The sequence below is a fragment of the Pediococcus acidilactici genome (assembly GCF_016127815.1).
Classification (GTDB): Bacteria; Bacillota; Bacilli; order Lactobacillales; family Lactobacillaceae; genus Pediococcus; species Pediococcus acidilactici.
This window is the reverse complement of sequence record NZ_CP066046.1, coordinates 871902-886065: the sequence shown is the minus strand read 5'-3', so window position 1 is coordinate 886065 and position 14164 is coordinate 871902. Positions and strand designations below refer to the sequence as shown.

Annotated in this window: 13 protein-coding genes; all 13 read left to right on the top strand. The window is 42.9% G+C overall.

Features of this window, described 5'->3' with window-relative positions:
- The first annotated feature begins 57 nt into the window (after window positions 1-57).
- Entirely contained in the window at window positions 58-2085 is a 2028-nt protein-coding gene (gene recG, locus I6H64_RS04425) for an ATP-dependent DNA helicase RecG (RefSeq protein WP_056984999.1), read from the top strand.
- Between the two features lie 33 nt (window positions 2086-2118).
- Window positions 2119-3162: a phosphate acyltransferase PlsX gene (plsX, locus tag I6H64_RS04420; RefSeq protein WP_008842138.1), complete on the top strand. Its 1044-nt coding sequence runs from the start codon at window positions 2119-2121 to the stop codon at window positions 3160-3162.
- Between the two features lie 41 nt (window positions 3163-3203).
- Entirely contained in the window at window positions 3204-3446 is a 243-nt protein-coding gene (gene acpP / locus I6H64_RS04415) for an acyl carrier protein (protein WP_002831490.1), read from the top strand.
- A 101-nt stretch (window positions 3447-3547) separates the two neighbouring features.
- Window positions 3548-4246 carry a ribonuclease III gene (rnc, locus tag I6H64_RS04410; RefSeq protein ID WP_005916657.1) on the top strand — a complete coding sequence of 233 codons (699 nt, stop codon included), beginning with the start codon at window positions 3548-3550 and terminating at the stop codon, window positions 4244-4246.
- A gap of 9 nt (window positions 4247-4255) precedes the next feature.
- A complete protein-coding gene (smc, locus tag I6H64_RS04405) occupies window positions 4256-7810 on the top strand; it encodes a chromosome segregation protein SMC (protein WP_056984997.1) in 3555 nt (1184 codons plus the stop codon).
- Window positions 7811-8968, top strand: a complete 1158-nt coding sequence (gene ftsY, locus I6H64_RS04400; RefSeq protein ID WP_008842132.1) for a signal recognition particle-docking protein FtsY — start codon at window positions 7811-7813, stop codon at window positions 8966-8968.
- Between the two features lie 5 nt (window positions 8969-8973).
- Window positions 8974-9315, top strand: coding sequence for a putative DNA-binding protein (locus tag I6H64_RS04395; RefSeq protein ID WP_002831495.1), 342 nt, complete (start codon window positions 8974-8976; stop codon window positions 9313-9315).
- Between the two features lie 16 nt (window positions 9316-9331).
- Window positions 9332-10765 (top strand): signal recognition particle protein, encoded by a 1434-nt coding sequence (ffh, locus tag I6H64_RS04390; protein ID WP_002831496.1) that lies wholly within the window; start codon window positions 9332-9334, stop codon window positions 10763-10765.
- Window positions 10766-10877: 112 nt separating this feature from the next.
- Window positions 10878-11150, top strand: coding sequence for a 30S ribosomal protein S16 (rpsP, locus tag I6H64_RS04385; protein ID WP_002831497.1), 273 nt, complete (start codon window positions 10878-10880; stop codon window positions 11148-11150).
- A 76-nt stretch (window positions 11151-11226) separates the two neighbouring features.
- Complete coding sequence (gene rimM / locus I6H64_RS04380; protein WP_002831498.1) at window positions 11227-11742, top strand: ribosome maturation factor RimM; 516 nt, start codon at window positions 11227-11229, stop codon at window positions 11740-11742.
- Entirely contained in the window at window positions 11742-12479 is a 738-nt protein-coding gene (gene trmD, locus I6H64_RS04375) for a tRNA (guanosine(37)-N1)-methyltransferase TrmD (RefSeq protein ID WP_008842130.1), read from the top strand. Before rimM ends, trmD begins: the two co-directional genes overlap by 1 nt.
- 180 nt (window positions 12480-12659) lie before the next feature.
- Window positions 12660-13325, top strand: coding sequence for an ABC transporter ATP-binding protein (locus tag I6H64_RS04370; protein ID WP_005916672.1), 666 nt, complete (start codon window positions 12660-12662; stop codon window positions 13323-13325).
- Window positions 13309-14064: an ABC transporter permease gene (locus I6H64_RS04365; RefSeq protein ID WP_004165726.1), complete on the top strand. Its 756-nt coding sequence runs from the start codon at window positions 13309-13311 to the stop codon at window positions 14062-14064. Before I6H64_RS04370 ends, I6H64_RS04365 begins: the two co-directional genes overlap by 17 nt.
- Window positions 14065-14164 lie beyond the last annotated feature (100 nt).

Genomic DNA, 14164 nt, shown 5'->3' with positions numbered 1-14164 from the left:
AGAGGCTATGACAAACGTAATTGATGTCACAGCCTCGATTTGCATTGTGGAGGAAAAATGAAAAGTCTGACAGATTCAGTGCAGGTACTGGCAGGAGTCGGCCCTAAGCGCGCGCAAGCACTGCAAGAGCTGGGGATCCAGACGATTGAAGACTTGATCACCTACTATCCCTTTCGTTACGAAGATTTAGCAGCAAAAAAGCCGCAAGAAGTTGCTGATCAACAGAAAGTTACTTTTCAAGGAATCGTGGCTACTGCACCGACCATTGCTCGCTTTGGAAGGCATAAGGTGCGGGTTAATTTTCGGCTATTAGTAGAAAACAGCTCGGTGATGGTCACTTTTTTTAACCAACCGTGGATCAAAAAGCAGCTTGAAGCTAACCAAGAAGTGGCTATCTATGGAAAATGGGATGCTAACCGGCAAAGTTTGACCGGAATCAAGATAATTACTGAAGAACAGGGAATGGAAGCTGTCTATCCCGCTAACAAACATATTCGACAAGCGACAATCCAACAATTAGTGGAGGCAGCTTTGAATGAATATGCTGAGCAAGTCCAGGATGTGATTCCGGAAGCTTTAATTGAAAAATACCGGTTAATGCATCGTTTGGCAATGATTAAAGCCCTGCATTTTCCTGGCGACGAGCAGATTACTAAACAAGCCCGCCGAACCGCAATGTTTGAAGAATTTTTAGTTTTTCAAATGGGATTGCAAGTGGTTAAATCGCGGGACCGCGTGGAAAAAGGAACCAAAATTGACTATCAGATCCAACTAGTTCGGGAATTTATCCAACAGTTGCCGTTTGAACTAACTGGAGCTCAAAAGCGGGTTACCAATGAAATTTTAGCTAACCTTAAATCAGCTTGGCATATGAACCGGTTGTTGCAAGGGGATGTAGGTAGCGGGAAAACGGTGGTGGCGGCAATTGCCATGTACGCCACCATCACCTCCGGCCACCAGGCGGCCTTGATGGCGCCAACCGAAATCCTTGCTGAGCAACACGCTAATAACCTCATTAAGTTTTTTGCCAATTTTGACGTTAAAATTGGTCTGTTAGTTGGCGGAATGCGTAAGAAAGTGCGCAATGAGCTTTTGGAAGCTGTTAAAGCTGGAGAAATTGACATCGTAATTGGTACCCACGCTTTAATTCAAGACGATGTGGAATTCAAAAACTTAGGCTTAGCCATCATTGATGAACAACACCGCTTTGGGGTGAACCAGCGGCAAAAGTTGCGCCAAAAAGGAGCGAATCCTGATATCTTGGCGATGACGGCTACCCCAATTCCCCGTACCTTAGCCATTACTGCTTACGGGGATATGGATGTGTCGATTATTGATCAACTTCCTGCTGGTCGCAAGCCAGTGGTTACTAAGTGGTTGAAAAAAGGCGAGTGGGATAAAGTACTGGCATTGATGGAACACGAATTTAAAAAGGGACGGCAAGCTTTTGTGGTAGCACCGCTAATTGAGGAATCAGAAGTCATGGATTTGCAAAATGCCATGGCATTGTATGAGGAACTAAAAGATTTCTTTGGACAAAGATATGCGATTGGAATCTTGCATGGTAAAATGGATGGTGCAGAAAAGGACCAAATCATGGCTGATTTTAAAGCTGGAAAGTATGCGGGGTTAGTCTCGACCACGGTAATTGAAGTGGGCGTAGACGTACCTAACGCCACCTTAATGGTGATTCAAGATGCGGACCGGTTTGGGTTAGCCCAGCTCCACCAATTGCGCGGACGGATCGGTCGGGGACAGCAACAAGCATATTGTTTACTGGTTGCCGATCCCAAAAATGCCGTGGGTAAACAACGGATGCAAATCATGGTTGAAACCAATAACGGTTTCCGAATTGCCGAAGCGGACCTTAAAATGCGTGGGCAAGGGGATTTGTTTGGTCAACAACAATCGGGAGTGCCTGAATTTAAAGTCGGGGACCCGGTGGTGGATTTAGGTGCCTTACAAACTGCCCAACTTGAAGCTGCTAAGATTGTTAACCAACCCGATTGGCAATCCCAACCAGCTTTCCAAAACTTAGCCAAGTATTTGAACCAAGTTATGCAAATTGAGCAAGGGTTAGATTAATTAAACTAGATAATAAACATAAGGAGAGTAAAAATGAAAATTGCCGTTGATGCAATGGGCGGCGACAACGCCCCCGAGCAGATTGTTAAAGGAGTGGCTGCCGCTCGTGAAGCTTTACCGGACGTGGAATTTATTTTATACGGGAAAAAAGACGAAATTACTAAGTATATGGACGACTTTCGGAACGTCCAAATTGTGCATACTGACGAAGTAATCACTATGGAAGATGAACCAGTGCGGGCAGTTCGACGTAAGAAACAGTCTTCAATGGTTTTAGCTGCTCAAGCAGTTAAGGAAGGCAATGCGGATGCAATTTTTTCTGCTGGAAATACCGGAGCGCTGTTAGCGGCGGGATTGTTTGTCATTGGCCGGATTAAAGGGGTCGACCGTCCCGGAATGACCACCACGTTACCAAGCTTACAAGGGCCTCACGATAATTTCACCATGCTTGACGTGGGTGCCAATGCGGAAAGCAAAGCCAAGAATCTGCACGACTTTGCTATTTTAGGTAATTTTTATAGTGCTAACGTAATGCATATTACGAATCCCCGGATTGCTCTCTTAAACAACGGTACGGAATATGATAAAGGGGATCGAGTTCATAAGGAAGCTTATCAATTGTTAAATGACGATAGCTCTTTAAATTTTGTCGGCAATGTTGAGTCCCGGGAATTGTTAAACGGCGCAGCTGACGTTGTGGTAACCGATGGATTTACCGGAAACGCGGTTTTAAAAAATACTGAAGGAACGGCGCTATCCATGCTTAAACTGGTTAAGGACACCATTTTAAACAGTGGCGTAAAAGGTAAAATGGGCGGTTTACTGTTGAAGTCCGCCTTTAGTCAAATTAAAGACCAGATGGACTATTCTAAGCACGGGGGTGCCGTACTCTTAGGGGTTAAAGCTCCGGTGGTGAAAGCGCACGGCTCTAGTAATGCTAACCAAGTAAAAAATGCTTTAATTCAAGTTCACGAAATTGTGGACTCCAAATTAGTTAAAAATCTTGCCGAATACTTTGACATGCACGTTAAATGTATTCAACAAGACGAAGTGGACAAGCCTCGGAAAAACAATTAAAATATTATCAGGATTTATAACAAATTTAAGGAGCAAGTAAATTGTCAAAAGAAGAAATTTTTAACAAAATTGCGGCAATTTTGGCAGACCGTTTTGAGTTGGATGCCGATCAAATTACCGAAAAGCTTAACTTCAAGGAAGATTTGAACGCTGATTCAATCGATATCGTTGAATTTGTACTAGAATTAGAAGATACTTTCGGAGCTGAAATCAGCGATGAAGACGCTGAAAAGTTGACTACAGTTGCCGATGCTGTTAACTACATTAGTGAACATCAGTCTTAATACAATAATGGGAAACTCGGTGATTGAATGTACTTTGGTCACCGAGTTATTCTTATCTATAAAAGAATTATTGAGTTTAAATTTAGAAAGGAATGATCGAGTTGTTAAAAGATTTAGAAGACGATCTAAGTGAAATGTTTGATATTCATTTTACCAAGCACGAACTACTGGACGAAGCCTTCACTCAAGCATCTTACGTTAATGAACACCCGCACCAAGGGTTGAAGTTCTATGAACGGATTGAATTTTTAGGGGATGCGGTTTTACAGTTAGTAGTTTCGGAATATCTATACAAACGTTATCCTGAAATGCCACAAGGAAAGCTAACCCGTTTGCGAGCTGCAATGGTTTGTGAGGCCAGCTTCAGTGATTTTGCCAAGGAATGTCATTTTGACCGGTACATCCGGCTTGGTAAAGGAGAGGAAAAATCCGGCGCACGGCAGCGTCCATCACTTCTTTGTGATATTTTTGAATCGTTTATCGGAGCTTTATATTTAGACCAAGGACGCCAAGCGGTTGAAAAATTCGTCCGCCAAGTGATTTTTCCTAAGCTTGATGAAGGCCGGTTTGACCACATTATTGACCATAAATCTGAATTGCAAGAACTTTTGCAACAAAACGGTGAAGTGGAGATTAATTACGAATTAATATCTGAAACTGGGCCGGATAATGACTTGGTTTTCACCGTTCAGGTAAGTGCGGCTAACCAAGTTTTAGCGAAAGGTAGCGGACATTCTAAAAAAGCGGCGGAACAAAATGCCGCTAACAAAGCTTTACAAAAATTGCGTAATAGGAATTAGGTATTTTTAATGAAACTACGGACAATTGAAATTAGCGGATTTAAATCTTTTGCTGACCATACCAAGATCGATTTTAAGGATGGGATCACGGGGATCGTTGGTCCGAATGGTTCGGGTAAAAGTAATATTATTGAGGCCATTCGCTGGGTGATGGGGGAAACTTCCGCTAAGAGTCTTCGAGGTGGAAAAATGCCCGACGTAATTTTTTCCGGAACCCAGAAACGTAAGCCGCTTTCCCGGGCAGCGGTCAGCATTGTTTTTGATAATTCGGATCATTTCTTAGATTCCAAATTTGACGAAGTAATGATTAGCCGACGCCTTTTTCGAAATGGTGAAAGCCAGTACGAATTGAACCATCAGGAGTGTCGTTTAAAAGATATCCTAAATTTGTTTATCGACACTGGGTTAGGTCGCGAATCCCTGTCGGTAATCTCGCAAGGAAAAATCGAAGAAATTTTTAATAGTAAACCGGAGGATCGTCGCGCGATCATTGAAGAGGCTGCCGGAGTGTTGGAGTACAAGCAAGATAAACGGCGGGCTGAAAGTGAATTAGAAAAGACCAGTGGCTATTTAGAGCGAGTTAATGATTTAATTGTGGAACTTCAAAAACAGGTGGAACCTCTCGAAGAACAAGCCGCGGTAGCAAAGGACTATTTGCAACAAAAAAAACGGTTTGACCGCTTAGAACAAACCCGGTTAGTGCGAACAATTACTCATAATAGCGACCTCCAAAAACGGTGGGCAAAGGAAGCTGAAGTTAAGCAAACTGAGGCGCATCAATTAGAAAATAAATTAAACGAGTTGGTTAAGCAGCGTGACCGGCTTAAGGAACAAGTGAACCAGCAAAGTAAGCAAAAAGACGACCTCCAAGCGGAGTTAGTCCGCTTAAACCGGCTTGAACAACAATTAGCTGGGGAGCATGACTTACAGATTGAACGTCGGAAATATTTTGAGCAAGAACAAACCCGCTTAACGGAACAAATCGAACAAGTACAAGGGCAAATTGATGCGGGACAGCAGGACTTAAAGGACTTAGAACAATTAACCACCGACCTTAATCAACAAATTAAAAAGACTAAGCAAGCTTTACAACTATTAACTGATGATCATCAAGAACAAAAGAAGGCTGATTTGCAAGCCCAAATTGAAGACCTCCGGGCGCAGTATGTTGACCATCTCCAAAAATTAACCTTATTGAAGAATCAATATAGTTTCAGCCAGCAAGATCAAAAGCGTGATGAACAACAACGGTTGAAAGTGGAGTTAAATTTAGCACGGTTTAACAAAGAGCTTCAAGAGCTTCAGACTAAACTAGCTGAATTAAACCAGGCGGTGGCTAACACTACGGAAATTTTTCAAAAACAAACTGGTAAACTTCAAGAACTGACGCAAAGGCGCAACCGACTAAGCCAAGAATACGAGGAAGCGCGTCAGCAGTGGCTAGACGGGTCGGACATCGTGCACCGCGCAACCAGCAAATTAGAAGCTCTGACCAGTTTGAAAAATGAACACACGGGCTTTTATCAAGGAGTACGTGCGGTTTTACAACAAAGGGAACGTTTTCCAGGGTTGGTTGGTCCAGTTGCGGACGTGATTGAAGTACCGGAACAGTACACCGTGGCAATTGAAACCGCGTTAGGAAGCCAAATTCAAAACGTAGTGGTGGACACGGACCAAACTGCCAAGTCGATTATCGAATTTTTAAAGAAACAACGCCAAGGCAGGGTAACGTTCTTACCTCGAAATACGTTGCAGGCGCGAACGATTCGTAGCGAAATGCTTACGCAAGTTCACTCGCTAGCTGGTTTTTGCGGGGTGGCAAGTGATTTAATCAAGGTTGCTAACGTTGACCGCGTAGTTAGCCAGCATTTGCTAGGGACAACGTTAATTGCGGATAATTTAGACCATGCCTTACAAATTTCACAACGAATTCAGCGTCGTTACCGGGTGATTACTTTGGCCGGTGACGTAGTGGGCGTTGGGGGAACGATGACTGGTGGAACCATGAAACATGGTCGCCAAGGACTTTTGCAACAGGACCAGGAAATCAAGCGGCTGCAAACGCAAATTGCCGAAATGAAGCAAAAGTTAGCGATAAAGGAAAGGCATGTGCAAGAGTTATTAGCGCAGGGTAAACAAGTTCAAGGTGAAATAGCAAAATTAACTGAAACGCAGCGAACCAGCGAACAGTCTAAGGTTAAGGCAGAAAATCAAGTTAGCTTAACTAAAGAGCGGATTGCTGAACTCGAACGTCGGATTAAAGCTACTAACTTTGAATTAACCCAGTTGAGCCCAGTAGATGACGCAATTCAAAAATTACCCGCCCAAATCAGCGAATTAGAAGCAAAAATTCAAGATTTAAAGGACCAAACGGCCGAAAAGCAAAAGCAATTGGCACTTTTTGATAACGATGCTGAAGCTCGTCAGGAACAACGGGCTGAATTACAAATAAAATTAGCAAAACTAAACGAGCAGTACTCTCAAAAAGAACAACAATTTCAGACGGCAAGGCAAACCCAAATTGACTTGCAGGATCGTTTGGAAGAAATTCGGCGTCAGTTAGTTCAGCTACAAGAAGAACAATCTTCGTCTGCGAAGTCCCAAACACAAGCGGTCAACCTAGTAGATGTTCAAAAACGTTTGAAACAACGTGAAGAAGCGATGACGAACTTGCAAACAGAATGGCAAAAGGCTCAGGTAGCACAAGACCGGGTTATTGCCGACTACGAATTAACCCAAAAGCAATGTAGTGAAGCGCAAAGTCAGGTCCAAGAAGCGCAAAATACGTTGGCGTTAGTGGAAAGTAAAATCGAATTAGCTGCTGATCAGCTTAACGATGATTACCAACAAACGTTTGAAAGTGCTCAAGCAGTTGTTGACCAATCGTTGGACGATGAGCAGTTACGGCGTGAATTGAAATTATTGCGCCGGGGCTTAGATGAACTCGGCACGGTTAACCTCGGAGCGATTGCTGAATACGAGCGTGTTTCCACTCGTTATAATTTTTTGAAGGACCAAAAGGAAGACTTATCTAGTTCCAAACAACAGCTGGAACAATCCATTGCGGAAATCGACCAAGAAGCAAGTCAAAGATTTAAGCAAACTTTCGACCAAGTTGCTGAAGAATTTGGACAAGTGTTTGTTAAAATGTTTGGTGGAGGGCATGCCGAACTCGAATTAACTGATCCTGATAATCTACTGACTACCGGGATTGAAATAAAGGTCCAGCCACCGGGGAAGAAGCTGCAACGTTTGAGTTTGTTGTCCGGCGGAGAAAAGTCCTTAACGGCAATTACCCTATTGTTTGCAATTCTACAGGTTAAACCCGTCCCATTTTGCATTTTGGATGAGGTTGAAGCAGCCTTCGATGACGCAAACGTGGACCGGTTCGCGAAGTATTTGCGAACTTTCCAAGACACGACCCAATTCATCGTGATTACCCACCGAAAAGGGACCATGATGGAGGCGGACGTACTTTATGGAGTTACCATGCAAGAATCAGGTGTATCAAAAATGGTTTCGGTATCAGTTGATGAAATCGAACGAAGAGAGCAGGTGGGATAAATGGCATGGTTTTTTGGTAAAAAGAAAAAGAAGGCTAAAGAAGCCGAAAAAAAGGTTGAACCATCAACCCCAGTTTCACAACCCGAAGTAGAGGCTTCTCCGGATAAAGTAAAAGAAGCACCAACGAACACTACACCGGTAAAGGAACCGGAAAGTAAACCAGAACCAGCTCCGGCTAAGGAAGTTAGTTCTGCGGCACCAGTTAATGAAGAGCCCCAATTAAATGAAGCTGAAAAGTATGATCGGGGATTGGAACGTTCTCGAAAGTCTTTTGGTCAAAAGCTTTCCGCTTTGTTTACTAATTTTTCAGGGGTAGATGATGATTTTTATGACGATCTTGAAGAAACCCTAATCGAAGCCGACGTCGGCTTTGACACGGCGCTTGAGATTAGTGAAGAGGTTCGTGAAGAAATTGAGTTCGAAAACGTTTCGGACCCCGAAAAAATTTCGCAACTAATCGTTCGGCGTTTGGTAGATTTATATACGCGTAACGGCAGTGCAGAAGATAACCATTTAGTCTTCAGTAAGGAAGGCCCAACGGTATTTCTTTTTGTAGGCGTCAATGGTGTTGGAAAGACTACCAGCATTGGTAAGATGGCGGCTCGTTTCAAAGCTCGGGGACGGAAGGTCCTTTTGGCAGCCTGCGATACGTTCCGGGCGGGGGCAATTCAACAATTGGAAGAGTGGGCTAACCGGGACGGTGTCGATATTGTTACCGGTAAGGAAAAATCTGACCCTGCAGCAGTAGCCTTTGAAGCGGTAAAAAAGGCCAAAGCTGAGAATTATGACTTGGTTTTCATTGATACAGCTGGTCGTTTACAAAATAAAGTTAACTTGATGAAGGAATTAGACAAGATTAAGCGGGTAATTAGCCGTGAAATCCCGGACGCTCCGCAAGAATCACTGCTAGTTTTGGACTCTACAACCGGGCAGAATGCGTTAACCCAAGCTAAAGCATTTTTGGAAACCACTAACGTAACGGGGATTATCCTCACTAAACTAGACGGGACTGCCAAGGGTGGAATCGTTTTGGCTATCCGTAACCAGCTTCACCTGGCAGTTAAATATGTTGGCTTAGGGGAAAAGGTTGAAGATCTTAGTCCGTTTAATCCGGAAGAGTACGTCCGGGGATTGTTTAAAGGTTTACTGGATGAATAGTGCCTATGGAAATTGAAAAGAATAATCGGGTCAATAGCTTGTTGGAATTTTATGAACAGTTGTTGACCCCGAAGCAAAAAGAGTACATCACCCTGTATTATGCTGATGACTATTCTTTAGGCGAAATTTCTGAGGAATTTCACGTTAGTCGTCAAGCAGTGTATGATAATATTAAACGGACCGTGAAAATTCTGGAAAAATATGAGCAACAGTTGCACCTTTTGCGTAATTTTGAGGCTCGAAACGCCAAATTTGACCGTATTCAGGCGTACGTTGCCAAGAAATATCCAGAAGATACCCAGCTCAAGCGTTTTTTAGCGGACCTTGAGCAAAGTGAAGAAGAATAAGACGGAGGGGCTGTCAATGGCTTTTGAAGGTCTAACAGAACGTTTACAGAAAACTTTTAATAATTTAAGAAAAAAAGGAAAGGTAACGGAAGCCGATTTGCGGGATACCATGCGAGAAATTCGCCTCGCCCTGTTGGAAGCCGACGTTAACTTTACCGTTGTAAAGAAATTTGTTAAAACCGTCCGAGAACAAGCACTCGGTTCGGATATTTTAGAAGGATTAAATCCGGCACAACAAATCGTTAAGCTAGTTAATGATGAATTAGTGAAGATGATGGGTACTGAAGCTAGTCCTTTAAATCAGGCACCTAAGATTCCTACCGTAATCATGATGGCAGGGTTGCAAGGTGCTGGTAAAACTACGACGACTGGTAAATTAGCATTAAAGCTAAAAAATGAAAAGAAAGCTCGCCCGCTGTTAATTGCGGCTGACGTTTATCGGCCAGCGGCGATTGACCAATTGGTTCAAGTCGGTGAACAAATTGACGTTCCAGTTTATCAAGAGGGTACCGACGTCAGCCCGGTTGAAATTGTTCGGCATGGTCTTGAACAAGCAGCTGAAAACAAGAATGATTATGTTTTTATCGATACGGCAGGGCGTTTACAAATTGATGAAAAACTAATGCAAGAATTAGCCGACATCAAGGATCTAGCACATCCGGATGAAATTCTATTGGTTGTCGATGCAATGACCGGGCAAAACGCGGTAAACACTGCGGAAGGCTTTAACGACAAGTTGGACGTCACCGGAGTAATCCTGACTAAGTTAGATGGGGACACTCGTGGTGGTGCTGCCCTGTCGATTCGAGCAGTAACTGGTAAGCCAATCAAGTTTGTTGGTCAAGGTGAAAAGATGGAAGACTTAGACGTCTTCCATCCAGACCGGATGGCTTCCCGAATCTTGGGCATGGGAGATATGCTTACTTTAATCGAAAAGACCCAAAAGGAATTCGACGAAAAGCAAGCGGCTGAAATGTCCCAGAAAATTCGGGAAAACACCTTTGATTTCAACGATTTCTTAGATCAAATGAATCAGGTCCAAAGTATGGGGCCGATTGAAGACATCGTCAAGATGATTCCAGGAATGGCGAATAATCCTGCGTTAAAGAACATTAACGTGGATCCGAAGGACATTGAGCATACTAAGGCAATCGTCTACTCAATGACTAAACAAGAGCGCGAAAATCCGGACATTTTAAATCCGAGTCGGCGGCGGCGGATTGCTGCCGGATCGGGTCGGCCAGTTGTCGAAGTTAACCGGATGATCAAGCAGTTTAACCAAATGAAGAAAATGATGAACCAAATGTCTAAGGGAAACTTTGGCCCAATGGAAGGGATGTTTGGTAACGGAATTAAGGGAAAATTGTCTAAAATGGCAATGAATTCGATGGTTAAGCGAAACAAAAAGAACAAAAAGAAGCGGATGAAAAAGAATAAAAAGCGGAAATAACCGTATTTTAGCTGATTAAATAATTAAATTTAATCTGTTAAGGAAAAAACCTTTACATCTCTTCGAATAACTGGTATATTATTACTCGTGAATAAATAGTGGAGGTGTTAACATGTCTGTAAAGATTCGTTTAAAACGTATGGGTTCGAAGAAGCGTCCTTTCTACCGTATCGTGGTTGCTGATTCACGTTCACCACGTGATGGTCGTTTTATCGCCCAAGTTGGAACATACAACCCATTAGTTGAACCAGTTGCTGTTAAGCTTGAAGAAGAAGAAATCATGAACTGGTTAAACAATGGTGCACAACCTTCGGATACGGTTAAGAATATTCTTTCTAAAGCAGGAATTATGAAGAAGTATCACGAAGCTAAATATACAAAATAGGTTTTAACCTGAAATGAAGGGCGTAAGTAAAACGGTTGTTTTATTACGCCCTTCTTTTTGTATCGGAGGAAGAATAATGAATTATTATAACGTGGCCAAAATCGTCAACACGCGTGGCTTACGCGGTGAACTAAAGGTGATTGCGTACACCGACTTCCCGGAAGAACGTTTCCAAGCCGGCACCGAGTTGCAATTGTTTAAAGACGCAAACGCAACGACACCAACCCAAGCGGTGACGGTGCAATCGGCAAAACCTTTTAAGGGAATGTGGTTAATCCAATTGGCCGGACTAGACTCAATCAACGAAGTCGAAAAGTTCAAGGGCATGATGTTAAAAATTGCTGAAGACCAGCTTCAAGAACTCGCAGATGGTGAATTTTACCAACATGAAATTATTGGTTTGACGGTAATTGAAGATGGACAAACCCTCGGTAAAGTGAAAGAGATTTTATCGTATGGCCCTAACGATGTTTGGGTAGTTGAACGGCCGGGTAAAAAAGACTTGTTACTGCCATATTTGAACGACGTGGTTTTAAAGGTTGATTTAGATAAAAGTATCGTTGAGGTCGCGGTACCTGAGGGGTTAGATTAATGAAGATCGATATTTTAACTTTATTTCCGAAAATGGTTGAAGTGCCACTCCACGAGTCAATCGTGGGAAAAGCGATCGAAAGCGGCAAATTAGGCGTTGAGGTGACTGACTTTCGGGAGTATTCAACTAATAAGCACAAGAACGTTGATGACTACCCATACGGGGGCGGCGCCGGGATGTTGTTAACCCCGCAACCAATTTTTGACGCTATGGAACATGTTAAAAGCCAAAACCAGCAATCGGCAGGTCGGGTCATTTTGGTAGATCCGGGTGGCAAACGATTCGACCAAGCGATGGCAGAAGACTTTGCGAAAGAAGAACATCTGACCTTTATTTGTGGCCATTATGAAGGTTATGATGAGCGGATTAAGACGTTGGTTGACGACGAAGTTTCTTTGGGTGATTTTGTGATTACCGGTGGTGAGCTAGCGGCGTTGACGATGATTGATGCGACGGTGCGCTTACTTCCAAATGTTTTAGGTAATGACGAATCTGCTGAAGATGATTCGTTTTCAACCGGATTACTGGAGTTTCCGCAGTATACCCGTCCCGCTGATTTTCGAGGATTAAAAGTTCCCGAGATTTTATTAAGTGGTAATCATGGCAAAATTGACGAGTGGCGCCGAACCATGGCATTAAAGAAGACGCTCGAACGTCGCCCAGATTTGCTAAAAACTGCTAAACTAACGACGGAAGACCAAAAAATCCTCCGGGAATTGCAAACGCCAGATATATAATGAGGATGAACATTATTTTAGCAATTATCTAGTAAAAGGATGACATGGCGTAAAGCTGGCCACCTAAAAATATTTTAAAAGATAACTATGTTGCTAGAATAGCGGTTCATCCTCTTTTTACTAGTAACTTACGTTTTTTTAAATTATAATGAATCTAAATAAGTTAGGGGAGTGACTTTTATGACCAAAATCTTTTCCGTTCGTAATCTTAATTACGTGGTTAACGGAACCAGAATTTTAAATTCAATTGATTTTGATGCGGAACTTGGTGATTACGTTACGATAATTGGCCCATCGGGGTCGGGGAAAAGTACTTTTTTAAAGATTTTGGCCACGTTGCTGACCCCGACAAGCGGAACGATTATGTATCATGGGGAAGACCAGCTTGCGATCCCCAAAATTGAATACCGTAAGGAAGTTTCTTATTGTTTTCAGCAACCCACGTTGTTTGGGGAAACGGTGCGTGATAATTTAGCGTTTCCTTTTGAAATTCGTAACCATCCTTTTAATGCTGATAAGGCAGTTAGGTCGCTCGAACAGGTCGATTTAACGGCGCGCTTTTTGGATAAACCAATTGTTGATCTCTCCGGAGGCGAAAAACAACGGGTAGCGTTGGTACGCAACTTACTCTTCCCACCAAAGGTCCTTTTGCTAGATGAAGTTACCACGGGGTTAGATGTGGATACCAAGGCGATTGTCCATCAATTAATTGAAAAAATGAATCAAAAAAGTAAAATTACGGTTTTAGCAATTACGCACGATGAAGCCGAAATTGGTTTAGCTCATCGGTTAGTAACAATTGAAAATGGCAGAATTGTAGGTGAACGACATGAACTTAATCGTTAGTCCCTTAGCATTATCCTTCGCCATCATCCTGGTGATTATCGCCTTAGGAATCAATTTACACGAAAAAATTGGTTTGGAAAAAGACATGGTGGTGGGCGTAGTACGAGCGGTTATTCAATTAACCGTCGTGGGTTACGTTTTAACGTACGTTATTAAGGTTGATCGGGTGTGGTTAACCATTTTAATGGTGTTAATCATCATCTTTAATGCCGCTCTTAACGCAAAAAAACGGGCGGACAAGATTCCCCACGCGTTTTTTATCAGTCTCTTAGCGATTAGCGTGGCCACCGTAACTACCATTTGCTTGCTAGTGTTGGCTCGCGCAATTAAATTTACCCCTAGTCAAATCGTACCGATTTCCGGAATGATTGCTAGTAACACGATGGTGGCGATTGGGTTATGTTACCGTAGCATGAACCAAACCTTCAAAGACCAGCGTCAAGGGGTTTTAGAACGATTGGCGTTAGGAGCTAATTTAAAACAGGCGTCACGGGCGATTGTTCAAAGTTCAATTAAGACGGGAATGTCGCCGACCATTGACTCGGCTAAGACGGTTGGAATTGTAAGTTTACCTGGAATGATGTCGGGATTGATTTTTGCCGGAGTGGATCCGACAAAGGCAATTTTGTACCAAATCATGGTAACTTTCATGTTGCTAGCGGCTACTAGTATTGGTAGCGTGATTGCGTGTTACATGGCGTATCCGCTTTTTTATAATGATGATTTACAGCTAAAATAACTTTGCATCACAGTAGCGGATGTGTTATTATTTTATTTGGCTTGAATGCCAACAATTAACAATGTTCCGCTGGCTCCGGGTGAGTTAAGAAGATTGGTGA